Annotated in this window: 17 protein-coding genes; 7 read left to right on the forward strand and 10 right to left on the reverse strand. The window is 71.2% G+C overall.

Features of this window, described 5'->3' with window-relative positions; all coding sequences use genetic code 11:
• Positions 1-174: 174 nt before the first annotated feature.
• The 5 genes from AOQ53_RS04475 to AOQ53_RS04495 form a co-directional block, all read right to left on the reverse strand.
• Positions 175-1,353 (reverse strand): YncE family protein, encoded by a 1,179-nt coding sequence (locus AOQ53_RS04475; RefSeq protein WP_059415161.1) that lies wholly within the window; start codon positions 1,351-1,353, stop codon positions 175-177.
• Positions 1,354-1,481: 128 nt separating this feature from the next.
• Positions 1,482-1,985, reverse strand: coding sequence for an ATP-binding protein (locus tag AOQ53_RS04480; RefSeq protein WP_059415162.1), 504 nt, complete (start codon positions 1,983-1,985; stop codon positions 1,482-1,484).
• A gap of 275 nt (positions 1,986-2,260) precedes the next feature.
• The gene (locus AOQ53_RS04485; protein ID WP_059415163.1) at positions 2,261-3,028 is read right to left on the reverse strand and encodes an enoyl-CoA hydratase/isomerase family protein; all 768 of its coding nucleotides are present in this window, start codon (positions 3,026-3,028) and stop codon (positions 2,261-2,263) included.
• A gap of 78 nt (positions 3,029-3,106) precedes the next feature.
• Positions 3,107-4,339: a L,D-transpeptidase gene (locus tag AOQ53_RS04490; RefSeq protein WP_059415164.1), complete on the reverse strand. Its 1,233-nt coding sequence runs from the start codon at positions 4,337-4,339 to the stop codon at positions 3,107-3,109.
• Between the two features lie 161 nt (positions 4,340-4,500).
• The gene (locus tag AOQ53_RS04495) at positions 4,501-5,745 is read right to left on the reverse strand and encodes a L,D-transpeptidase (protein WP_059415166.1); all 1,245 of its coding nucleotides are present in this window, start codon (positions 5,743-5,745) and stop codon (positions 4,501-4,503) included.
• Between the two features lie 188 nt (positions 5,746-5,933).
• On the opposite strand from AOQ53_RS04495, the gene glgX reads away from it, so the two are divergent.
• Positions 5,934-8,201 carry a glycogen debranching protein GlgX gene (gene glgX, locus AOQ53_RS04500; protein ID WP_059415168.1) on the forward strand — a complete coding sequence of 756 codons (2,268 nt, stop codon included), beginning with the start codon at positions 5,934-5,936 and terminating at the stop codon, positions 8,199-8,201.
• A gap of 93 nt (positions 8,202-8,294) precedes the next feature.
• Here glgX and AOQ53_RS04505 read toward each other — a convergent pair whose 3' ends face one another.
• Complete coding sequence (locus tag AOQ53_RS04505; RefSeq protein ID WP_059415169.1) at positions 8,295-8,942, reverse strand: TetR/AcrR family transcriptional regulator; 648 nt, start codon at positions 8,940-8,942, stop codon at positions 8,295-8,297.
• 248 nt (positions 8,943-9,190) lie between these two features.
• On the opposite strand from AOQ53_RS04505, the gene AOQ53_RS04510 reads away from it, so the two are divergent.
• Positions 9,191-10,645 carry an MFS transporter gene (locus AOQ53_RS04510; protein WP_059415171.1) on the forward strand — a complete coding sequence of 485 codons (1,455 nt, stop codon included), beginning with the start codon at positions 9,191-9,193 and terminating at the stop codon, positions 10,643-10,645.
• A 226-nt stretch (positions 10,646-10,871) separates the two neighbouring features.
• On the opposite strand, the gene AOQ53_RS04515 is transcribed toward AOQ53_RS04510, so the two are convergent.
• From AOQ53_RS04515 to AOQ53_RS04530, 4 genes are read right to left on the reverse strand one after another with little or no spacing between them, the layout of a single operon-like run.
• Positions 10,872-11,531: a response regulator gene (locus tag AOQ53_RS04515; protein WP_059415173.1), complete on the reverse strand. Its 660-nt coding sequence runs from the start codon at positions 11,529-11,531 to the stop codon at positions 10,872-10,874.
• On the reverse strand, positions 11,524-12,774 hold the full coding sequence (locus AOQ53_RS04520; RefSeq protein WP_059415176.1) for a sensor histidine kinase: 1,251 nt from the start codon (positions 12,772-12,774) through the stop codon (positions 11,524-11,526). Before AOQ53_RS04520 ends, AOQ53_RS04515 begins: the two co-directional genes overlap by 8 nt.
• A gap of 25 nt (positions 12,775-12,799) precedes the next feature.
• Positions 12,800-13,549: an ABC transporter permease gene (locus AOQ53_RS04525; protein WP_059415178.1), complete on the reverse strand. Its 750-nt coding sequence runs from the start codon at positions 13,547-13,549 to the stop codon at positions 12,800-12,802.
• A complete protein-coding gene (locus tag AOQ53_RS04530; RefSeq protein ID WP_059415179.1) occupies positions 13,546-14,460 on the reverse strand; it encodes an ABC transporter ATP-binding protein in 915 nt (304 codons plus the stop codon). Before AOQ53_RS04530 ends, AOQ53_RS04525 begins: the two co-directional genes overlap by 4 nt.
• A gap of 222 nt (positions 14,461-14,682) precedes the next feature.
• On the opposite strand from AOQ53_RS04530, the gene AOQ53_RS04535 reads away from it, so the two are divergent.
• The 5 genes from AOQ53_RS04535 to AOQ53_RS04555 all read left to right on the forward strand — a co-directional run bounded on the left by AOQ53_RS04535 (position 14,683) and on the right by AOQ53_RS04555 (position 24,240).
• A complete protein-coding gene (locus AOQ53_RS04535; protein WP_059415180.1) occupies positions 14,683-16,512 on the forward strand; it encodes an ABC transporter ATP-binding protein in 1,830 nt (609 codons plus the stop codon).
• Positions 16,509-18,419, forward strand: coding sequence for an ABC transporter ATP-binding protein (locus AOQ53_RS04540; protein WP_059415182.1), 1,911 nt, complete (start codon positions 16,509-16,511; stop codon positions 18,417-18,419). The genes AOQ53_RS04535 and AOQ53_RS04540 overlap by 4 nt, the downstream gene beginning before the upstream one ends.
• 33 nt (positions 18,420-18,452) lie before the next feature.
• The gene (locus AOQ53_RS04545; RefSeq protein ID WP_059415183.1) at positions 18,453-20,240 is read left to right on the forward strand and encodes an ABC transporter transmembrane domain-containing protein; all 1,788 of its coding nucleotides are present in this window, start codon (positions 18,453-18,455) and stop codon (positions 20,238-20,240) included.
• Complete coding sequence (locus AOQ53_RS04550) at positions 20,237-22,009, forward strand: ABC transporter ATP-binding protein (RefSeq protein WP_059415184.1); 1,773 nt, start codon at positions 20,237-20,239, stop codon at positions 22,007-22,009. Before AOQ53_RS04545 ends, AOQ53_RS04550 begins: the two co-directional genes overlap by 4 nt.
• 170 nt (positions 22,010-22,179) lie before the next feature.
• On the forward strand, positions 22,180-24,240 hold the full coding sequence (locus tag AOQ53_RS04555; RefSeq protein WP_059415185.1) for a M4 family metallopeptidase: 2,061 nt from the start codon (positions 22,180-22,182) through the stop codon (positions 24,238-24,240).
• The last annotated feature ends 198 nt before the right edge of the window (positions 24,241-24,438 follow it).

The following is a 24,438-nucleotide window of genomic DNA, read 5'->3' on the forward strand; positions in this document are numbered from 1 at the left end:
GTCTGCGCGGTCAAGGCGGTCGAGCGCGAGGTGCTGGCCGCGGCCGACTCGGGTTCCCGCGGTGCGCCGCCGCTGGTGGTGATCACGAGGAGCACGATCGCGGGTCCGGCGCCGGGCCGGGGACCTCACCCGATCAGGGGCGGGTCAACCGCCCCTCGGCGGGCGGCGGATGGCTCACCGGAAGATGCCCGTGTGGCCGAGCGAGTAGCGGCCGGGCTGCGGGTAGACGGCGAGGCCGTGCGGGCCGCTGCCGACGGGGATGCGGGCGAGCTGGGTGCCGGTGCGGGTGTCGATGGCGTACACCTCGGCGTCGTAACGGCCGGACAGCCACAGCACCTTGCCGTCGGCGGAGACACCGCCCATGTCGGGGCTGCCGCCGTCGGGCAGCTGCCACTTCTTGGTCAGCTTGTCCTGCGTGAAGTCGAAGACGGAGATCGTGCCCTCGCCGCGGTTGGACACGTACATCTCGCGGGAGTCGCGGCTGACGTACAGGCCGTGGCAGCCCTTGCCGGTGGGCATCAGGGTGGGCTCGGTGAACTTGTCGCCGTCCAGGACCCACATGCCGTGGGCCATCATGTCGGCGATGTAGAACTTCTTGCCGTCGGGCGAGACCTTCACGTCCTGCGGCATGGCGCCCTCGAACGGCAGCCTCTGCTGTCCGACGACCTTCATCTTCTCGGTGTCGACCTTGAGCAGTTCGCCGCTGAACTCGCAGGAGACGATGAAGTAGCGGCCGTCGAGGGAGAAGTCGGCGTGGTTGACGCCGTAGCAGGAGACCGGGACCGTCTTCTTGCGCTCCATGGTGTGCGGGTCGCGGAAGACCAGTTCGCGGTCGAGAGAGGCCATGACGACGGCGTATTTGCCGTGCGGCGTGAAGTAGAGGTTGTACGGGTCGTGGACCCGGACCTCCTTGCCCGCCTTGCCGGTCTTCGGGTCGATCGGGGTGAGGGTGTGGCCGCGGTTGTTGTTGACCCAGAGCGTTTTCAGGTCCCAGGAGGGGACGACGTGCTGGGGCTGCCGGCCCACGGGGATCGTCTCGATGATCTCGTACGTCTTCGGGTCGATGACGGAGACGGTGTCGGACTCGGTGTTGGGGACGTAGACCCGGGACGGGAAGTCCTTGACCGCGGGCGACAGTTTGTTCGGACGGTCGGCCGCGTACACGTCCTCGGGGTCGAGGACGGGCGGCATGCCGGGCAGCCCCTGAACGGGCTTCTTCTCACGCGGCGCGGGCACGGCGGCCTTGGTGCCGCGTGCCTCGGAGGTCCGTTCCCCGCCCTGCGTGCCGCAGGCGGCGAGGCAGGCGAGGGCGGCGCCCACGACGAGGGCGCTTTTGACAAGGTGGCGGTGCATTGCACCATTTAAGGTCCGATACGAGGAGAAACCGGAGATTCGCCCGATCGACGGCCAAGTGAGCTGCCGTCAGTCACCAACATCCCCGGACAGCACACCTGACCGGGCCCGGCCGCCGGAGTCGGTCCTCAGCGGTCGGCGACCCGCATCTCGAACCACGTGGTCTTCCCGCAGGGCAGCAGATCGACCCCCCACCGGTCGGCCAGCTTGTCGACGAGGAACAGGCCCCGGCCGCTGATGTCCATCGCCTGGACCGGCATCAGACAGGGCAGCCCCCGGGACGGGTCACGGACCTCGACGCGGATCCAGCCGCGGCGCCGGTGCATGCGCAGCCCGAAGACACGGGCTCCGGTGTGGCGTACGGCGTTGCCCACCAGCTCGGAGACGAGCAAGACGGCGTCCTCGGTGGTCTTGGGGGTGAGCCCCCAGTGGCGCAGGACGACGACCTGGGTCAGCCGTCTGGCGGTCGCCGCGGACTCGGGGCGGGACGGCAGTGACACCTCCGCCTCCGTCGGGTTGCCGTACAACTCCAGCGCCTTCAGCGCGCGTTCGTCCTCGGCGGTCGGCGACCAGCGCGCCGCGGCCGCTTGTGCGTGTCCCCGCGGCTGTTCCATACCCTCCAGCCCCGCCATGCCCCCATCATGGCTGCCCGGAGCCCCCTTGGGGGCCGTTCCCGGGGAATACACCCCCGGGAACGGGGTGCGGACCGACGAGCCGACGGCCATATGCCAGCGGCGCTTCGAAATCACCCATGACCGTTCTGACCTGTGGTGACGGTCCGCTTCACGGCAGGCGGCGGACTTCCTCGACCGGACATGCTCAAGGGCGCCTCAAGGCTGCCGTAAACCGCCCCATCGAGGGACCCGGGTCAGACGCCGCGTCAATGGCGAGTCCCGGGAGGGGGACTTCAGAGGAACTTCGCCTTGCCCGGCCCCTCCTCCACGAAGCTGCGCATGCCGCGCTCGCGGTCCTCGGTGGCGAACAGGCCCGCGAACCAGTTCCGTTCGATCGCCAGACCCGTGTCGATGTCCGTCTCCAGGCCCGTGTCGATCGACTCCTTGGCGGCACGCAGCGCGAGGGCCGGACCCTGCGCCAGCTTCGCGGCCCAGGCGTGCGCCTGCGCGTACACCTCGTCGGCGGGCACGACTCGGTCCACCAGTCCGATCTCCTTCGCCTCGTCGGCCTTCACCATCCGGCCGGTGAAGATCAGGTCCTTGGCCTTGGAGGGGCCGACCAGGCGGGCCAGGCGCTGGGTGCCGCCCGCGCCGGGGATCAGGCCGAGCAGGATCTCCGGCTGGCCGAGCTTGGCGTTCTCGCCGGCGATGCGGAAGTCCGCGCACAGCGCGAGTTCGCAGCCGCCGCCCAGCGCGTAGCCGGTCACGGCCGCGACGACCGGCTTGGGGATCCGGGCCACCGCCGTGAACGAGTCCTGGAGGGCGCGGGCGCGCAGGACCATCGCGGTGTGGTCCATCGCCTGCATCTCCTTGATGTCCGCGCCGGCCGCGAACACCTTCTCGCCGCCGTAGACCACCACGGCCCGCACGTCCTCGCGGCGCCCGGCCTCCTCGGCGAGTTCCTTCAGCCGGTCCTGTGTGGCGATGTCCAGCGCGTTCATGGGCGGGCGGTCGAGACGGAGCGTGCCGACGCCTTCAGCGACTTCGAGAGAGACGGTCATGGGCAGCAGGTTAACGGGGGCTAACGGCTGAGGCCCCGGTGCTGTCCGTCACACCGGGGCCTCGTCGTCACTTCAGAGTCACTTCTTCCACTTCTCCCACGACATGTTCCAGCCGTTGAGCCCGTTGTCCGGGTCGACGACGCGGTCCTCGGAGTTCTTGACGATCACCACGTCGCCGACCATCGAGTGGTTGAAGAACCACGCGGCCGGCACCTTCTTGTCCCAGCCGCCGCGCACGTCGCGCAGCCCGATGCAGCCGTGGCTGGCGTTGTAGTTGCCGAAGGCGCCGCCCGCCCAGTAGTTGCCGTGCAGGAAGGTGCCGGAGGTGGTCAGGCGGATGGCGTGCGGGACGTCCTTGATGTCGTACTCGCCGCCGTAGCCGACCGTCTCGCCGTTCATCCGGGTCACCGGGAGCATCTCGCTGACGACCATCTGGCCGTTCCAGGTCTCCATGCCGGGCTTGCCGGTGGTGACCGGGATGGTCTTGATGACCTTGCCGTCGCGCATGACCTTCATCGTGAGCTTCTTGGCATCGACGACGGAGACCTGGTGGCGGCCGATGGTGAACTCGACCTTCTTGTCCTGCTCGCCGTAGACGCCGGGGCGGCCTTCGACGCCGTCGAGGCCGAGGTCGACGGTCACCTTGGTGCCGGGCTTCCAGTACTTCTCGGGGCGGAAGTCGAGACGGTCGTTGCCGAACCAGTGACCCTCGACGTCCACGGCCGGTTCCGTCTTGATGCGGATGGCCTTCTCGACGTCGTCCGCGTTGGTGATGCCCCGGCTGAAGCGGATGGAGAACGGCATGCCCACGCCGACCTTGGAGCCGTCCTCGGGGGTGAAGGTGCCGATGAAGGTGTTCTTCGGCGTCAGGGTCGTGAAGCCCGCGTCCTCCGCGGCCGTGCGGCCCTCGGAGTCCTTGGCGACCGCGTGGACCGTGTACTTGGTGGCGGCGGCCAGGTGGGTGGACGGCGTCCAGGTGGCGCCGTCGCCGGATATCTCGCCGTCGACCTTCTTGCCCTCGGCGTCCTTGACCTCGACCTCGGTCAGCTTGCCCTTGGCGGCGGTCACCTTCAGCGCCCCGCTGGTGTCGACGGACTTGGCGCCGTCCTTGGGGGTGATGCCCACGACGGCCTCGGACTGCTTGCTCTGCGCGGCGTCCGCGTCCTTGCCCTTGCCGGCGCCCGCGCCGGAACCGGAACCGGTCCCTCCGCCGCCGCACGCCGTGACGGCGAGCAGCAGCACGCCCAGTATCAGCGCGAGCAGCCCGTGCCTGCCGCCAACCGACGCCCCCGATATCGGTCGCCCGTTCAAGTTGTTCTCCCCTCCCCGGGCCTGGTCAGGCCCGCACCCCTGCGCGTCCCCCGCGCACCGGCGAATATTAACCACAAGGCGCCGCACCCCGGTGACCTGCGATTGTCACTGTTCAGTCCCAACATCGACGGAAAGCCGATGCAACCCGCCCCCCTGTCGGACTACTTCACCGCGCTGCCCGCCTTCCATGCGTTCCATCCCATATTCCAGCCTCCGAGCCCGTTGTCGGGAGCGACCTTTTTGTCATTGCTGTGGACGACCTCGACGACGTCCCCGATGAGGCTGCGGTCGAAGAACCAGCCGGCCGGAGTGTCCGCACCGCCGCCCTTCACGTCGCGCAGTCCGACGCAGCCGTGGCTGACGTTGGTACGCCCGAAGACGGTGTGGTGCGCCCAGTAGTTGCCGTGCAGGAAGGTGCCGGAGTCGGTCAGGCGCATGGCGTGCGGGACGTCCGGGATGTCGTACTCGCCCTTGCCGTCGCGCTTCTTGAAGCCGACCGTGGCGCCGTTCATCCGGGTGACCTCGAGCATCTCGGTCACCACCATCTTGCCGTTGTACGTGGTTGTTTTGGGGGCGCCGGCCGTGACGGGCACGGTGGCGAGCACCTCGCCGTCGCGCCGCACCTCCATGGTGTGCCGGGCGGCGTCGACCACGGAGACCTGGTTGCGGCCGACGGTGAAGGAGAACGTCTTGTGCTGGAGGCCGTAGACCCCGCGCGCCCCCTCGACGTCCCGCAGGCGCAGGGCGACGGTGACCCGGGTGCCGGGTTTCCAGTAGTGCTCGGGGCGGAAGTCGAGGCGGGTCCGGCCGAACCAGTGCGGGCGGATCTCGACGGCCGGGCGGGCGGTGACCTTCACCGCGCGTTCGACGGCGGCGCGGTTGGCGATCTCCCGGTTGAACTCCAGCGAGACGATCATGCCGGTGCCGACCGTGGCCCGGTTCTCCGGGCTGACGTAGCCGATGAAGCGTTCCTCCGGAACGTACGTCGTGAAGGTGGTGCGCCGGGCGGAGCGGCGACCGTCGCCGTCCACGGCCACCGCGTCGATCGTGTACCTGGCGGCCAGCGCGAGCCGCTTCTCGTCGGGTTCCCACGTCAGTCCGTCGGCGGAGAGGTGCCCGGGCACCGGGGACTCCTGCGCGTCCTGCGACCGGACGACCTTCACCGACTCCAGCCTGCCGTCGGGCACATGCACCCGCAGCTTCTTCCCGGGGCGCACACCCCTGCTGCCGTCGTCGGGCGAGACCCGGATGACGTCCCCCGGCGCCGGGGGCGCACCGAACGCCCCGGCGATCCCGCCCCCGTCGTCCGAGGTACAGCCGGTGGCCCCGGTCAGGAGCCCTGCCCATGTCACTACGGCGGCCAGCGCGGCCCTCGCGCGCCGCGCGCGCCCTTGTACGTGCCTCACGAGGTGCCCAACGACCGGCCGCGGCCCCGGGAAACGACCATGCCCGCCCCCGGGGAAACGTGAGTGCGACCCATGCTCTGGGCAGAACAGTGGGGAGGACGACGCGCAGGGGAGCCGCGACCCGGGCCGGAGCACAGGACCGCACCCCTCTGTCCCCCGTCGTTCCACGAGCCGCGGGAGGCTGACAGGTGTCCAGCGCAGCCGAGCAGGAGGCGGTGGCCGGTCATCAGGCCACCGGGAACGGGCGCCAGGCCGCCGCCGTGAACGGCGCACGGCGGGCCGCGCCACCGCCCACGGTGGCCGCCCGGCCGGGCGCGCCGACGCCGCTCGGCGCCCGGTTCCGGGTCGGCCCGGACGGGGTGGCCGGGACCAACTTCGCCCTGTGGGCGGGCGGGGCCGAAGGGGTCGAGCTGTGCCTCTTCGACGAGGCGGGCAACCAGTCGCGGGTCCGGCTCGCCGAGCTGACCCACGAGATCTGGCACGGCTTCGTCCCGGGCGTGCTGCCCGGGCAGCGCTACGGCTACCGGGTGCACGGCCGCTGGGACCCGTGGACCGGCGCCCGCTGGAACCCGGCGAAGCTGCTCCTCGACCCGTACGCGCGCGCGGTCGACGGGGGCCCGGGAAACGACTACAGCAGCCTGCCGCCGGAGGTGTACGGGCACGTGCGCGACTGGCCGCAGCAGCACGTCGCGGACACCGTGCGCGACGACCGCGACTCGGCGCCGTACGTCCCCAAGGGCGTGGTCGTCCACGATGACGACGACTGGGCGGACGACCGCCGCCCCAAGACGCCCTGGGCGGACTCGGTCATCTACGAGCTGCACGTCAAGGGCTTCACCAAGCTGCACCCCGGCATACCCGAGGAACTGCGCGGCACCTACGCGGGTCTCGCTCACCCGGCGGCGATAGACCACCTGGTGAAGCTGGGCGTGACGGCGGTGGAGCTGCTGCCGGTGCACCAGTTCGCGCACGAGGACCATCTGCTGCGCAGAGGCCTGAGGAACTACTGGGGCTACAACTCCATCGGCTACTTCGCCCCGCACGCGGCCTACGCGGCCTCCGGGACGACCGGCCAGCAGGTCGGCGAGTTCAAGCGCATGGTGCGCGCCCTGCACGCGGCCGGGATCGAGGTCATCCTCGACGTGGTCTACAACCACACGGCGGAGGCGGGCGAGCTGGGGCCGACGCTGTCGCTGAAGGGCATCGACAACCGCGGCTACTACCGCCTCCAGGACGACTCCCGCCGTTACGCCGACTACACCGGCTGCGGCAACACCCTGCACGTGGTCCAGCCGCACGTGCTGCGGCTCATCACCGACTCCCTGCGGTACTGGGTGACGGAGATGGGCGTGGACGGCTTCCGCTTCGACCTGGCGGCGGCGCTGGCCCGCTCCATGCACGACGTCGACATGCTCTCCCCGTTCCTGGCGGTCATCGCCCAGGACCCGGTGCTGCGCCGGGTGAAGCTGATCGCCGAGCCGTGGGACGTGGGGTCGGGCGGCTACCAGGTGGGGGCGTTCCCGCCGCTGTGGACGGAGTGGAACGACCGGTACCGCAACGCCGTACGGGACTTCTGGCGGCACGCGCTGCCGGACGTACGGGAGATGGGCTACCGCCTGTCGGGCTCCAGCGACCTGTACGCCTGGGGCGGGCGCAGGCCGCAGGCGTCCGTCAACTTCATCACCGCGCACGACGGTTTCACCCTGCGCGACCTGGTGAGTTACGAGCGCAAGCACAACGAGGCCAACGGCGAGGGCAACCGCGACGGCACGGACGACAACCGGTCCTGGAACTGCGGCGCCGAGGGCGAGACGGAGGACGAGGGCGTACGGGGGCTCAGGCGGCGGCAGCTCAGGAACCTGCTGACCACGCTGCTGCTGTCCACGGGTGTGCCGATGCTGCTCGCGGGCGACGAACTGGGCCGCACGCAGGGCGGCAACAACAACGCGTACTGCCAGGACAACGAGATCGGCTGGGTGGACTGGGGCCTGCTTCAGGATCCGGGCTGGACGGCGCTGTTCGAGCTGACCTCGCGGCTGATCGAGCTGCGCCACCGGCACCCGGTGCTCCGGCGCCGGGCGTTCTTCTCGGGCCGGGCCCAGACCGCGGACGGCCTGCGCGACCTGGCCTGGTTCACGTCCCGGGGCACCGAGATGACGGAGCAGGACTGGTACGCGCCCGCCGCCACCCTGGGCATGTACCTCTCCGGCCGGGACATCCCGGGCCGGGACGAGCGCGGCGAGCAGATCCTCGACGACAGCTTCCTGGCCGTCCTGCACGCGGGCGAGGGGCCGGTGAGCTTCGTGCTGCCGGGGCCGCCCTGGGCGGAGCGGTACGAGGTCGTCGTCGACACGAGCCTGGAGGAGCAGGGGGAGGCACCGGGGGTGGAGCACCGGGCGGGGACGGAGATCACGATGCCGGCGCGGGCGGTGCTGCTGCTGCGGGTCGCGGGCTGAGGCATCGTTTCGCCGGGCGGGGCGGCGCAGTGACGCCCCGCCCGCCCGGAGGCCGGCGGGCCGGTCCGGGCCGTCGGCTCGGATGCGTGGTCTCTACGCCTGCGGCGCCGGAGTGCCGCGCCCGTGCTCGGAGTGCGACAGGACGCCCGTGAGGACGACCCTGAGGACCTCGCGCAGGTCGATGTGGAGCGGTGCGCGCCCGCCCGGGTTCTGGGACCAGCGGTAGAGCAGGCCCAGGTAGGAATCACGGAGGATGTTGCCGACCCTCATCGGATCGATGTCGGAGGCGACCTCCCCGCGCCGGCGGCCGGCTTCGATGATGTCGGCGAAGACCTGGCCCGCGTAGGGCTCCTCGAGGAGCGGCCGGCCGGCCTTCACCCAGGCCTGGAGCATCGTGGCGGTGATCTCCCGCTCGGACTCGTTGAACTCCGCCAGTGCCGCCATGCACCTCTCCAGATGCACCGTCACATCGTCGTCCCCGGACTTCATCGACTCTTCCATGCACAGCTCCAGGCGCCGCTTCCGGGCCTCGGCCCAGGCGGTGACCAGGTCTTCCTTGCGCTGGAAGTAGTTGAAGAAGGTGCCCCGGGCCACGTCGGCGTGCTCGGCGATCTGGTCGATCGTGGTGCGCTCGTAACCCTGCTCCGCGAAGAGGGTCAGGGCAGAGGCGTAGATGCGGTCCCGCACCCGCTGCTTGCTGCGCTCTCTGCGCCCGAGGGGGCGGGCAGGTTCAGCGGCCATGCGCTTCCTCGCCTTCTCACGTCACTGTGCGGGCTCCCCCCGACATGAAAAATATACCACCGTAAAAACATGGACTACAGTGCATTGATGAACCGCTACACAGTTCCTGAGCGATGACCACGCGCCCGCCCCGAGAACAGGATTGACACGATCCGATGTCCCAGTCGCCCGCTGATTCCGAGCTGTCACCACCCAGGACCATCGTTGCCGAAACCGCTCCCGGGACAGACCGGACCACGCGTGCACTGGTGGCCATCGCTCTGGCCGCCGTGATGCTGCCCATCTCCGTCACGGGGCCGGGAGTCGCCCTCGCCGACATGTCCGAGGCGCTGAACGCCTCGGCGGCCTCCACCCAGTGGGTGCTGAACGCCTACAACGTGGCGTTCACCGCCTTCATGCTCGCGGCCGGTTCCGCGGCCGACCTCTTCGGGCGCCGCCGCCTGTTCCTGAGCGGCACGGCCGTCTTCGCGCTGGCCTCGCTGGTCGCGGGTACCGCGCCCACCATCCTGCTCGTGGACCTGGCGCGCTTCGTCCAGGGCATGGGCGCGGCAGCGGTGCTGACCAGTGGTTCCGCCCTGCTCGCCCACACGTTCAGCGGGGCTGCCCGGGCCAGGGCCTTCGGCATCTTCGGCGCCTCGATCGGCTTCGGTCTGGCGGTGGGCCCGTTCGTGTCCGGCCTGCTGGTAGGCGTCGCGTCCTGGCACGCCGTGTTCCTGGTCAACGTCCTGCTCGGTGCGGTCGTGCTCGTCCTGGCCCGGCCGCTGCCCGAGTCGAAGAACCCGGGGGCGCGGCGCATCGACCTGCCCGGCGTGCTGACCTTCACCCTGGCCCTCATGCTGCTCGCCCTCGGCTTCGTCGAGGGGCCCTCACAGGGGTGGGGCGGAGTCGTCACGCTCGGCTCCTTCGCGGGTGCGGCGCTGTTCCTCGCCCTGTTCGTCGTGGTCGAACTGCGCGTCGCCGAGCCGATGTTCGACCTGGGCCTGCTGCGGCGCCCCACGTTCGTCGCCATCATCTGGCAGCCGGTGAGCATCGTCTTCGCGTTCGCGGCCCTGCTCGTCTACCTGCCGCCCTACTTCCAGGGCGCGGGCGGCGCTGGGTCGACGATGTCCGGAGCGATGCTGCTGCCGCTGACGCTGCCGGTCTTCGTCCTGCCGCTGTTCACCGGCACACTGGTGCGGTTGCTGTCCGTGCGGACACTGCTCGCCGTCGGACCGGCGGTACTGGCCGTCGCGCTGTTGCTAATGACGTTCACCGACCCGGTGTCGTCCCGTACCGGGCTGTACGCGGCGCTGCTGCTGGCCGGTGTCGGTATCGGTCTGGCCTTCGGCGTCATGGACAACGCGGCGGTCAGCGTGGTGCCGGCCGAGCGCAGCGGTATGGCGTCGGGCATGTTCAACACCCTCCGGGTCGCCGGCGAGACGATCGGCGTGGCGTGTGTGGGCGGGCTGCTGCTCACCTCGACCCGTCAGCAACTGTCCGCGGACGACGGTGCGATGGCCGACGACGTGGTCCAGGGCCGGCTGGGTTCCGTACGCGCGAGCGGCGGGGAGGACCTGGTGGACCGGGCTGTCCAGGGTCTCCAGCACGGCTGGAGCGTCGTCTACGTGGTGCTGGCCTGCGTGGCCCTCGCCGGGGCGATCGCCATCTTCACCATGGTCCGTGACCGTGACCTGGACCAGTCCTCCGCCGCTCAGGAAGTGTGAACCCCTTCCCGCTCCCCGGGCTGGGCCCTGTCGCCACATTCCCGTCGTCCGCCCGAAGGGCGGGCCCCCGCGGCGTCAGGTGCGTGCTCTCGGTGTGCCGGGCGCAGGCCCTCGTACTGGTTGTACGTGGGTCTGTGCCCGGTGCGGCGAGTGGGGTCCCCCTGCTCGAAGAACTTGGGGGAGCGTGCATGGCGTCGCGGGGCAGGCGGGGATTCGACCGCAGGGCCTAGCCCAGGATCCCCCGGTCGTACGCCACCGCCACCGCCGCCGCGCGGTCCTTGACGCCGAGCTTGGCGTAGAGGTGGGTGAGGTGGGTCTTCACGGTCGCCTCGCTGATGAACAGTTCGCGGGCGATCTCGCGGTTGGACGTGCCCCTGGCGACCAGGGCCAGCACCTCGCGTTCGCGCGCGGAGAGCGGCTCGTTGCCGGGAGACCTGGGAGCCCGGACCGCGGAGACCAGGCGGGAGGCCACGGCCGGGGAGAGGACCGTACGGCCCTGTGCCGCAGCCCGTACGGCGGTGAAGAGTTCCTCGCGGGGCGCGTCCTTCAGCAGGTAGCCGGTGGCACCCGCCTCGATCGCGGGCAGGGTGTCGGAGTCGGTGTCGTAGGTGGTGAGGACGAGGACCTTGGCGCGGGCGCCGGTGCGGGTCAGTTCACGGATGGCGTCCACTCCCCCGCCGCCGGGCATGCGCAGGTCCATCAGGATCACGTCCGGGTCCAGGCCGGTGGCGAGGGAGACCGCCTCGACGCCGTTCGACGCCTCTGCCAGGACCGTGAATCCGGGGGCTGACTCGAACATGCCGCGCAGGCCGTCCCGTACGACGGGGTGGTCGTCGACGATGAGCAGGGTGATCGCGGCGTCACCCGTCGGAGCGTCTTCAGTCATGGCGGACCAACGGTACGCGAGCGGAGACCGCCGTACCGTGGCCCGGCTCGGACTCGACGGTGAGGGAGCCGGCGATGCGTTCGGCGCGGGCACGCATGCCGTCGAGGCCGAAGCCGCCGGAGCTGGTGCGTTCGGGGACGGCGAGGGGGTCGAAGCCGCGGCCGTCGTCGCGGATGTCGAGGATGACCTCGTCGCCGAGGAAGGTCAGCGTGACGCCGACGCGGCCTGCGGCCGCGTGCCGGGCGGTGTTGGAGAGGGCCTCCTGGACGATCCGCAGGAGCGTGGCCGCGACCTCCTCGTGGAGTTGCTCGGTGGTACCGGTGACCGTGAACTCGGCGCGCACACCCGTCCGTTCACCCCACTCGGCGACCGTCTTCTTCAGGGCCTCCGGCAGCCCGGCGTCGGTCAGCGCCACGGGGGTGAGGTTGTGCACGGAGCGGCGGGCCTCGCCGAGGCTGTGCCGGGCCAGGTCCGAGGCGCGTTCGAGGTGGGTGCGGGCCACGGCCAGGTCGGGGGCGTTCGCGACGACCTGGAGCTGGGCGATGATGCCGGTCAGGCCCTGGGCGATGGTGTCGTGGATCTCGGCGGCCAGCCGCCGGCGTTCGTCGGCGACGCCCGCCTCCCGCGCCTGGACGAGGAGTTGGGCATGCAGGGCGGCGTTCTCGTCGAGGGCCCGTTGCAGGGCGGCGTTGGTGCGTTCGAGTTCGGTGATGGTGACGGCCCGCTCGCGGGAGCGCTGCTCCTCCTGCTGGGTGATGTGGCCGACCACCATCACCAGGCCGAAGTTCGTGACCAGCAGCACGCCGAACAGCAGCCATCGGGTCGGGCTGCCGCTCGGCATCCCGCCGGACTGCGAGCCCGCCACCACGACGACGGTGGCGAGGAGACCGAGCCTCTGCCGGCGCCTTCCGGCGATCAGTTCTTCGCTGTCGAAGTAGCCGGCGGACGCGTAGAACCCGAAGAACGGGGTCAGCCAGGTGAGGGCGAAGGAGATCGCCCAGCGCAGGACGTAGTAGACGGTCCCGCGACGGGAGGGGGTCCGGCGGCCGCGGCGGGGCCCGTGCCACAACTGGAGCAGCACCGCGGCGACGACCAGCGCCCCGCCCGCGTACCACTCGGCGGGGCTCGTCATCAGCTCGTGCGCGGCGACCGAGAGGAGGACGGAGACGGCGAGCAGTCCGTAGACGCCCCAGGTGTGGAACTGGTTCTGACGGTGCTCGATCTGCTCGTCCGCCGCGGTCATCTCCCCAGTGTGCACGGCCCCTCGCCTACTCCCAGCGGAACCAGCGCGAGGCACCGGCCGTCAGCAGCACGGTCCAGGCCACGAGCACCCCGAGGTGGTCCCAGCCCGGCCAGTCCCCCGCCGCGGCCTGGTTCAGGGCCTCGGCCGCCGCCCCGAACGGTGTGAAGCCGACGCACCGGGCGAGGACGTCCGGCATGGTCTGCACCGGCATCCACACACCCGCGCTGAACATCGCCGGGAAGAACACGACCGACCCGATGGCACCGGCGATCTTCGTCGACCGGGACAGCGCGGAGATCACCGAGCCCAGCGCGAGGGCGGCCAGGACGGCCAGGAGCAGGGCGAGGGCGTATCCGAAGCCCTGGCGCGGCAGCCGTACGTCGAAGGCGAGCCGGCCGGCCCCGAGGGCGAGCATCGCCGACACCAGCGCGGCCCCGCCGTACAGCAGCATCTGCGCGGACAGCAGGGCGGCGGGCCGGACCGGTGTCGTGGACATCCGGCGCAGGATGCCCCGCTCGCGGTAGCCGGTGAGGGTCTGCGGCATCGCCTGGATCCCCGCCATGATCAGGCCGAGCAGCACGCTCACCGGGACGTAGCCGTCGACCGGGCGCAGCCCGCCGAAGGCCGGGTCGGCCTCGCGGAAGGACGGGATCGAGCCGAGGATCACCAGCAGCAGGGTCGGGAACCCGAGGATCCAGAAGAGACTGCCGGGCTCCCGGCGGAACAGGCGCATCTCGCTTTTCAGTACGGCGGTGTTGACGAGGGCCGTGCTCATGCCGCCGCCTCCTTCGTGAGGTCGAGGAACGCGTCGTCCAGCGTGGCGTCGGTGACCCGGAGCTGGTGGGCCGTGACGCGGGCGCGGGCGAGGAGGGTGATGACGGCGTTGACCGTCTCGTCGGTGCCGGACAGGGTGACGCGGCCCTCCTTGTGCTCGACCGACGCGAGCGCGGGCAGCGCGTTCAGGTCACGGTCGTCCAGTGGGGCGGACGGCGTGAAGCTGATGACGGTGGATCCGGCGGAGCGGCGGATCAGCCCGGCCGGGGTGTCCAGGGCGGCCACCCGGCCCTTGTCGATCACGGCGATCCGGTCGCACAGCCGCTGCGCCTCCTCCATGAAGTGGGTGACGAGGAGGACGGTCACGCCGTTCGCGCGGATGTCCTCGATCAGCTCCCAGGTGTCCCGGCGGGCGCGCGGGTCGAGGCCGGTGGTCAACTCGTCCAGGACGACGGCCCGGGGGTTGCCCACCAGGGCGAGCGCGATGAACAGCCGCTGCTTCTGGCCGCCGGAGAGCTTGGCGAACCGAGTCGTCAACTTGGCGGTGAGGCCGAGGCGTTCGGCGAGGGGCCGCCAGTCGAGCGGGCTCGGGTAGAAGGCGCTGTACAGCTCCAGCGCCTCGCGGACGGTGAGCTTGGCCTGCAACTCGCTCTCCTGGAGCTGCGCGCCGAGTACGCGGCGGGTGGCCTCGTGCTCGGTGACGGGGTCGAGGCCGGTGACGCGGACCCGGCCGGAGTCGGGGACGCGCAGCCCCTCCACGCACTCCACGGTGGTGGTCTTCCCGGCGCCGTTCGGGCCGAGGATCCCGAAGATCTCGCCCTCCTCCACGGCGAAGGAGACACCGTCGACGGCCGGACGGCCGGCGTAGCTCTTGCGCAACTCGGTGACTTCGATGACAGGTGCGGTCGGCATGCGACGAGGGTCGCGGAGCGGTCGGTACCGGCGCATCGGCCGTCGCGCTCGAACGGGCATCATCCGATCGGCTGATGCCACCGTACGACCCCTCGAACACTCCCCCAAGCTCTCGGCTTCGCTCGAGCGGGGAGGTACCCCAGGCCGTAGGCCCAACGGCCGACCCGGGTACGGCGGAAACTCGGTGGGCAGTGTCAGTGGCGATCCGTAGGCTCGCTGCTGATGGCCACGACACCCGCCCCCGTCCAGGACCGTTCCGCCGTGCGTACGCTGCTGCGCCTGTGGCCGTACGTGCGGCCCGTGCGGGTGCGGCTGTTCACCGCCGCGTTCGTGGCGATACTCGCCTCCTGCGTGGCCCTGGTGATCCCGCTCGTCCTGAAGTGGATGGTGGACGGGCCCATCGCCGACCGGGACCCGGGCGGGGTCTGGCTCGGCGCGCTGTACCTGCTGCTGCTAGGCCTCGCCGAGGCCCTGCTGTTCGGGCTGCGGCGGTGGCTGGTGGCGCGTCCGCTCTCCCACGTCGAGGCGTCCATGCGGGCGGATCTGTACCGGCACCTCCAGCGGCTGCCGGTGGCCTTCCACGACCGGTGGGCCTCGGGGCAGTTGCTGTCCCGGGGGACGACGGACCTGATGCTGCTGCGCATGTTCCTCGCCTTCCCGCTGACGTTCCTGCTGGTCAACGGCGTGACGATTCTCGTCGGTGTGGTCATCATGCTGCTCCAGGACTGGACCCTGGGGCTGGTGATCCTCGGGCCCGCCGTGCCCGTGATGGTCACGTGCGTGATCTTCGAGAAGCGGTACGCCAAGGTGGCCCGGCTCGCCCAGGACCAGGTCGGCGACCTGACGACGGTCGTCGAGGAGAGCGTGCTCGGCATCCGCATCATCAAGGGCTTCGGCCGGCACCGGAGCCAGGCCCGTGCGTTCCGGGAGCTCTCGGGGACGCTGCGCGGCACGGAGCTGCGCAAGGCGCGGCTGCTGGCGACGATCTGGGGCGTCATCGTGACGCTGCCGGAGGTCGCGATCGGGGCGGCGCTGGTGGTGGGGGTGGTGCACGTGGCCGACGGGGGGTTGTCGGCGGGGACGTTGGTGGCGTTCCTGTCCACGGCGCTGGCACTGCGGTGGCCGGTGGAGTCGATCGGGTTCCTGCTGGCGATGAGCCAGGAGGCGGCGACGGCGACGGAGCGGTATTTCGAGGTGATGGACGAGGGCGTCGAGGAGCGGGGAGTCCTTGGTGACCCGGCGTCGCCGACCGCAACGGGGTCCGGTCTCCAGTTCCACGACGTGACCTTCCGCTACCCGGACGCCCCACCCGACTCCCCGCCCGTCCTGGACAAGGTCGTCCTCCACATCCGCCCCGGCGAATCCATGGCCCTGGTCGGAGCGACAGGCAGCGGCAAGACCACCCTCACGGCGCTCATCCCCCGCTTCTACGAGGTGACCTCGGGCCGCATCACCCTCGACGGCGTCGACATCACGGCCCTGTCCAGTCAGGCGCTGCGCGCCAAGGTCGCGGTCGCCTTCGAGGAGCCCACGCTGTTCTCGGCCGCGGTCGGCGACAACGTTCTCATGGGGGCCGACGGCACGGTCGGCCCGGCTGAGCTGGAGCGGGCCCTGGCGGTCGCCCAGGCCGACTTCGTGTACGCCCTGCCACGGGGGACGGACACCCAGGTGGGCGAGCAGGGCCTCAGCCTCTCCGGCGGGCAGCGGCAGCGCCTGGCGCTGGCCAGAGCTGTCGTCGGACAGCCGGAGTTCCTCGTCCTGGACGACCCGCTGTCGGCCCTGGACGTGCACACCGAGGCTGCCGTCGAGGCCGCCCTGCGACAGGTCCTCGCGGACACCACCGCCCTGATCGTCGCGCACCGCCCGTCCACCGTGCTGCTCGCCGACCGCGTCGCGCTGCTGTCCGGCGGCCGGATCGCCGCGGTCGGCACCCACCACCAACTGCTGTGTGAGAACGCCGAGTACGCGCATTTGATGTCCGGCGAACAGTCAAGGGAAGAGTCGGGCGAAACATCCGTCGAACAGTCCGGCGAACAGGAGGACGCACGATGACGGCGGCCACCACCGCACCGGCCGGCGGAAAATCCGACGACGAGAAACCCGAGGGCGGGAAACCCAAGGGCGGGAAAGTCGGGAACGGGAAACCCGACGCTCGGACCCCCGCCACCGGCGACCCCTTCGACCGGGACGCCCTGCCCACACCCCCGGGCGCCACCGCCGCCCTGCTGCGCTCCCTGCTCGCCCCCATGAAGGCCCGCGTCACGGTCACATCGCTCCTGCTGCTGCTCCAGCAGGCGGCCGTGCAGGCGGGCCCGCTGCTCGTGGCGTATGCCATCGACCGCGCCGTGCCGGCGTTCCGGGCGCAGGACCACGGGCCGCTGATCGCGGTGGCCGTCGGCTATCTGGCGTGCGCGCTGGCCGCGGGCGGGCTCCAGTTCGCGTTCGTCGCCGCCGCGGCCCGCGTCAACCAGGACGTACTGCTCGACCTGCGCGGCCGGATCTTCCGCCACGCGCAGACACTGAGCGTCGACTTCCACGAGCGCTACACCTCGGGCCGGCTCATCTCCCGCTCCACCACGGACGTGGAGTCGCTGCGCGAGCTGCTGGACGAGGGCCTTCAGGAACTCGTGGCGGTCATCCTGTCCTTCGTCTACATCTCGGCGATGCTGCTCTGGCTCGACCTGGGCCTCGGCGGCGTGGCGGTGGCGTCCCTGGTGCCGCTCTACGCCCTGGTGCGGTTGTACCAGCGGCGCGCCGGGCGGGTGTACCGGGCGCGGTCGACCGCCATCGCCGCCGTCATCGTCAAGTTCGTCGAGACCATGAACGGCATCCGCCCGGTGCGCGCCTTCCGCCGCGAGGCGGCCAACGACGCGGACTTCGGCGCGCTCAACCAGCGGCACGAACGGACCAACGGCGACGCGCTGCTGGAGATGGCCCGGTACGTCACCGGTTCACGGGTGGTCGCCAACACGGCGGTCGCCGCGATCGTGCTGTGGGGCGCCTACCGGGTCGCGGACGGCACGCTGGCTCTCGGTGTGCTGGCGGCGGCCGTGCTGTACCTGCGGCGGCTCTACGACCCGATCGACCGGCTCGGGATGTTCCTCAACTCCTACCAGTCGGCGGCGGCCTCGCTGGAGAAGATCGCCGGGCTGCTCGCACAGACGCCGTCCGTGCCCGAGCCGTCGAGTCCCCGGCAGCTCCCTGCGCCGGCGAGCGAACAGCCGGGCCGCGAGGTCGTCTTCGACGGCGTCCGCTTCGGCTACCGCACGGGCGGTGAGGTGCTGCCCCGTTTCGACCTGACGATCCCGGCCGGGCAGACGGTCGCGGTCGTCGGCTCCACGGGCGCCGGCAAGTCGACACTGGCCAAACTGCTGGCCCGGTTCTACGACCCCTCCGACGGCCGGGTGCTGCTGGACGGCGTCGACCTGCGCGATCTCGCCGTGCCCGAACTGCGGCGCGGGGTGGTCATGGTGACGCAGGAGGCGTTCCTGTTCTCCGGCACGGTCGCGGAGAACATCGCGATCGGCCGCCCGGACGCCACGCGCGAGGAGATGGAGCGGGCGGCGAAGGAGATCGGCGCGCACGACTTCATCAGCTCCCTGCCCGACGGCTACGACACCGACGTACGCAAGCGGGGCGGCCGTATCTCGTCCGGTCAGCGCCAACTTGTCGCGTTCGCACGGGCGTTGCTGGCCGATCCGGCGGTGCTGATCCTCGACGAGGCGACCAGCTCGCTGGACATCCCGGGCGAGCGTGCGGTGCAGCGGGCGATGGCGACGGTGCTGAAGGGGCGTACGGCGGTCGTCATCGCGCACCGGCTGTCGACCGTGGAGATCGCTGATCGCGTACTGGTGATGGAACACGGGAAGATCGTGGAGGACGGCAGCCCGGCCGAACTCATCGCGGGCACGGGCAGGTTCGCGGATCTGCACCGGGCCTGGCGGGACAGCCTGGCGTAGGACGGCGGCGGAGAGGGCGGCGGAGGCGGGCGGATGATCGACGCGTACGAGGACCCCGGCACACCCGACCACCGGAGCGGCGCCCGTTACCTGTGGTGGCTGGTCACCCGGCAGCCCCGGCGGTGTGCGGCCGGGGCGATGTTCGGCAGCGTGTGGATGGTGCTGCTGGCGGCGACGCCGTATCTGATGTCCCGGGCGATCGACGACGGTCTGGAGCCCGGCGACATGGGCGCGCTGGCGCTCTGGAGCGGCGCGCTGTTCGCGGTGGGCGCCTTCAACTCCTGGCTGAGCATCATGCGCCACCGCACGATGACCCGCGTCCGTATGGACGCCAACTTCCGCACGGTGAAGGTCGTCGTCGGTCAGGCGGTGCGGCTCGGCGCCTTTCTGCCGCGGCAGCTGGGGGCCGGGGAGGTCGTCACGATCGGCGTGGGCGACGTGCAGACGATCAGCCAGTCGCTGACGGTCGTCGGCCCCGGCGTCGGCGCGATCGTGGCCTATCTGGTGGTCGCCGTCCTGCTGGTCTCGGTCTCCCCGCTCATCGCCGTGGTCGTCCTGCTCGGCCTCCCGGTCATCGTCCTGCTCGTCGGGCCGCTGCTCGGGCGGTTACAGGGGTCCGAGACGGAGTACCGCGAACGGCAGGGCGTGCTCACCGCGCGGATCGGCGACCTGGCGGGCGGGCTGCGGGTCCTCGCCGGGCTGGGCGGCAAGACGCTGGTCGCGGACGCCTTCCGCCGTGACTCGCAGCGGCTGCGCGAGCAGGGGTACCGGGTCGGCGTGGTGACCAGTTGGGTGCAGGCGCTCGGGATCGGGCTGCCGACGCTGTTCCTGGCCGGGGTGACGTGGCTGGCGGCCCGGCTGGCCGCGCGCGGGGACATCACCGTGGGGCAGTTGGTGTCGGTGTACGGCTATGTGGCGATGCTGGTGAGGCCGGTGGCCTTCTGGGTCGACTGCGGCTACCAGATCAGCCGCGGCCTGGTGTGCGCGCGGCGCGTCGTACGGTTCCTACGGCTGGAGCCCATGCCGGACACCGGATCGCGAGACGCCCCGTCCGAGCCGTCGGCCCTGTACGACCCCGAGTCCGGCGTTCGCGTACTCCCCGGCCGCCTGACGGCCCTGGTCGCGGAACACCCGGCCGACGCCACGACGATCGTGGACCGCCTCGCCCGGTACATCCCGTCGAACGCGACCTGGGGCGGAGTACGCCTGGACGACATCGCGCTCCGCCAGATCCGGGAACACATCCTGCTGGCCGACCACGAGTCCGACCTGTTCGCAGGAACCCTCCAGGACATGATCGGCCCCCTCAGGGGTGCGGGGCGGTGTCGATCTGCGGCTCCGCCGCGGGGCGCGACAAGCCACAACGATCCCGCAGACGCCACACCACACGACGCGGCACCCCCGAAGGCGCTGCTCCAAGCCCTCCACGCAGCCGCAGCCGAAGACATCGTCCAAGCCCTCCCCCACGGTCTGGCCACCCCCATGGACGCCCAGGCCCGCAACCTCTCCGGTGGCCAACGCCAACGCATCCGCCTGGCCAGAGCCCTCCTCGCCGACCCGGAGATCCTCCTCACCGTCGAGCCCACCTCCGCCCTCGACGCCCACACCGAAGCCACCGTCGCCGACCGCCTCGGAAAAGCCCGACGCGGCCGCACCACGGTCGTGACCACCACCTCCCCCCTCGTCCTGGACCGCACGGACACCGTCCACTACCTGGTCGACGGCAAGGTCGCGGCCTCGGGCGGCCACCACGAACTGCTCGACACCACCCCCGGCTACCGCGCCCTCGTGGCCAGGGACGCCGAGGAGGCCGTGCGATGAGCCGCGGACACCTGCCCGTCGCCGAACGGGCGGACGTCCGGCGTGCGTTGCTGGACCTCGTACGGGCCGACACCCGAGCCTTCACCACCGTCCTCGGCCTCAACGCCCTCGCCGCCCTGGCCGGTCTGGCGGGGCCCTGGCTGCTGGGCCGGATGATCGACGACGTCCGCGCCGGGCACGGCGTGGCGGCCGTGGACCGGCTGGCCCTCGTCCTCCTGGCCTGCGCCCTCGCCCAGTTGTTCCTCGCCCGCTGGGCCCGTTACGTGGGCCACCGCTTCGGCGAACGCACGCTGGCGCGTGTACGGGACCGGTTCGTGGACCGCGCCCTCGCCCTGCCCGCCTCGGTCGTGGAACGCGCCGGCACCGGCGACCTGACGGCCCGCGGCACCTCGGACGTCACCACCGTGGGCAACACCCTGCGGGACGCCGGTCCGATCCTGCTCATCAACCTCGTGCAGGCGCTGTTCCTGGTCGGCGCGGTGTTCCTGCTGGACCCGCTGCTCGGTGCCCTCGGCGTGCTCGGCCTGACGCCGATCTGGCTGGCGTTGCGCTGGTACCTGCGCCGGGCCCGGGACGGGTATCTCGCCGAGGGCGCGGCCACCTCCGACGTCGCGGAGATCCTCGCGGCGACCGCGGCGGGAGCGCGCACGGTGGAGGCGTTCCGGCTCCGGAAGCAGCGCACCGCGGCGAGCCGGGATGCGCTGGAGACGTCCCGCCGCACACGCTTCCACACGCTGTTCCTGCGCACGGTGTTCTTCCCCGCAGTGGATGCGTCGTACCCCGTCCCGGTGGCCGGGGTGCTGCTGATCGGCGGGGCGCTGCACACCTCGGGCTCGATGAGTCTCGGGGCGGTCGTCGCGTCGGCCCTGTATCTGCACCAGTTGAGCGGGCCGCTGGACGAGATCCTGATGCGGGTCGAGCAACTCCAGAGCAGCGGCGCCTCCTTCGCGCGGGTGGAGGGGCTGGCCGGGGCCCCGCGGGCCGCCGGGGAGGACGACGGTCCCGATCCGGTCGGCGACCGTATCGACGTCGTAGGCGTGCGCTACGCCTACGACGGTGGCGTCGAGGTGCTGCGCGGCGTCGACCTGACGGTCAGGCCCGGGGAGCGGCTGGCCATGGTCGGGCCGTCGGGCGCCGGCAAGACCACGCTGAGCCGGCTGATGGCGGGCATCGACGCGCCGACCGCCGGTTCGGTGACGGTCGGCGGCGTGCCCGTCGTCGGGCTCGGACCGGAGCGGCTGCGCCGCCAGGTCGTCCTGGTCACCCAGGAGCACCACGTGTTCCTCGGCTCGGTCCGCGACAATCTGCGGATCGCCGAACCGTCCGCCGGGGACGAGGAGTTGTGGAAGGCGCTGTCGGTGGTCGGCGCCGACGTGTGGGTGCGGGAGCTGCGGGAGGACCTGGACACCCGCCTGGGCCAGGGCGGTCACCGCCCCGACGGCTCCCAGGCCCAGCAACTCGCCCTGGCCCGCGTGGTGCTGGCGGATCCGCACACGCTGATCCTCGACGAGGCGACCGCGCTGCTCGACCCGACGACCGCCCGGCACACCGAGCGCGCCCTGGCCGCCGTGCTCGAGGGGCGCACCGTCATCGCCGTCGCGCACCGGCTGCACACCGCGCACGACGCCGACCGGGTGGCCGTGATGGAGGACGGCAGGCTCACCGAACTCGGCACGCACGACGAGCTGGTGGCGGCCGGCGGGGCCTACGCGGCGCTGTGGCACTCCTGGCACGGGGACCTGCCCGACGCCCGGGAATCGTCCGCATAGCGAACATGAACTTCCGGTCAACGAACCGCTTCCGGCCATACTGTTGACGCGCCCCTGACAGAAAGCGCAGTCCCCTGCCACGCTTCCCACGACTGCTCCACGGCAACCCCACGGCAACACCTCCACCTCCCCAGGCCGGGCGACCCCCGGTCCCGCAGAAGGAGTCAGTGTTGAGAAGCAGTTCCTCGCGAAGAAGCACCTCTCACAGACGCACTCCCCACACCCCCCGCCGCACCGCGGCCGTGGCCCTCGCCGGCGTCGCCGCGCTGATCGCCGCCGCCGTGCAGAGCGGCACCGCCACCGCGGCCCCGGAGAAGGCACCGTCGGCCGCGACCAAGGCGAACCCCGGCTCGGAGTCGGTCCGGCTCTCCCCCGCCCAGCGCGCCACGCTGATCCGCGAGGCCGACGCGGACAAGGCCGCGACGGCGAAGGACCTGGGCCTCGGCGCCAAGGAGAAGCTGGTCGTCCGTGACGTCCTCAAGGACCGCGACGGCACCCTGCACACGCGCTACGAGCGCACCTACGACGGCCTGCCGGTCCTCGGCGGCGATCTGGTCGTGGAGAGCACGAAGGCAGACGAAACCGCCGCCGTCGTGAAGGCCACCCGCGCCGCCATCGAGCCGGCCACGACGAAGACCGCGGTGCCCGCGGCGAAGGCCCGTCAGCAGGCCCTGGCCGCGGGGAAGGCCGAGGACGCCAGGAACCCGGCCGTCAACCGGGAGCCCCGCAAGGTGATCTGGGCCGCGAACGGCAAGCCGGTCGTGGCGTACGAGACGGTCGTCGGCGGCTTCCAGCACGACGGCACCCCGCAGGAACTGCACGTCGTCACCGACGCCACCACCGGCGAGAAGCTGTACGAATGGGAGGCCATCGAGAACGGCACCGGCAACACGGTGTACTCCGGCACGGTCGACCTCACGACCACGCAGTCCGGTTCGGCGTACAACCTCACCGACGGCGCCCGCGGCAACCACAAGACGTACAACCTCAACCGCGGCACCTCCGGCACCGGCACCCTCTTCTCCGGCTCCGACGACGTCTGGGGCGACGGCAGCCCGTCCAACCTGGAGTCGGCCGCCGCCGACGCGCACTACGGGGCCGCGCTGACCTGGGACTACTACAAGAACGTGCACGGCCGCAGCGGCATCCGCGGCGACGGAGTGGCCGCGTACTCCCGGGTCCACTACGGCAACAACTACGTCAACGCCTTCTGGTCGGACAGCTGCTTCTGCATGACGTACGGCGACGGCTCGGGCAACGCCAACCCGCTGACGTCGATCGACGTGGCCGCGCACGAGATGACCCACGGGCTCACCTCGAACACCGCGGGCCTCAACTACAGCGGCGAATCCGGGGGTCTGAACGAGGCGACCTCCGACATCTTCGGCGCGACCGTCGAGTTCTTCGCCAAGAACTCCTCCGACGTCGGTGACTACCTCATCGGCGAGGAGATCGACATCAACGGCGACGGCACGCCGCTGCGCTACATGGACAAGCCCAGCAAGGACGGCTCGTCCAAGGACGCCTGGTACTCGGGCATCGGCTCGATCGACGTGCACTACTCCTCGGGCCCGGCGAACCACTTCTTCTACCTGCTGAGCGAGGGCAGCGGCACCAAGACCATCAACGGTGTCAGCTACGACTCGCCCACCTCGGACGGCCTTCCGGTCACCGGCATCGGCCGCGGCAAGGCGGAGAAGATCTGGTTCCGCGCGCTGACCACCAAGTTCACCTCGACCACCAACTACGCGGGCGCCCGCACCGGCACCCTCGCGGCGACCGGTGAGCTCTACGGCACCGACAGCGCCGAGTACAAGGCGGTCCAGGACGCGTGGGCGGGCGTGAACGTCGGCAGCCGCTCCGGTGGCGGAGGCGGCGGCGGTACGTCCTTCGAGAACACCGCCGACGTGGCGATCCCGGACCGGGGCGCGGCGGTCACGTCGCCGGTCACCGTCTCCGGCCGGACGGGCAACGCGCCGTCCAACCTCCAGGTCGCCGTGGACATCGTCCACACCTACATCGGTGACCTCCAGGTGCAGCTCGTCGCCCCCGACGGCACGGCGTACACGCTGAAGGGCTACGGCACCGGCGGCAGCGCGGACAACATCGCCACCACCTACACGGTGAACGCCTCCTCCGAGGCCGCCAACGGCGTCTGGCAACTGCGGGTCCAGGACAACGCGGCCCGTGACACCGGCTACATCAACAGCTGGAAGCTCACCTTCCCGTAGGCCCGTTCGCGGTCTGCCCTGGGCAGGGCGCCGCCCCGGTGGGTTCGACTCCCCCGGGGCGGCGCCCGCTTCATGAGCCCGTTGCGACACCCTGCCGTCGTTTTCCGGTCAACATCACGCGTTGCTCCTGACATGTACGCGTCCCAGGTGCCACTCTTCCCCCACCCGCCGCACAGCACCACAGCACTTCCCCCACAC

The organism is Streptomyces azureus, from assembly GCF_001270025.1.
Lineage (GTDB): Bacteria > Actinomycetota > Actinomycetes > Streptomycetales > Streptomycetaceae > Streptomyces > Streptomyces azureus.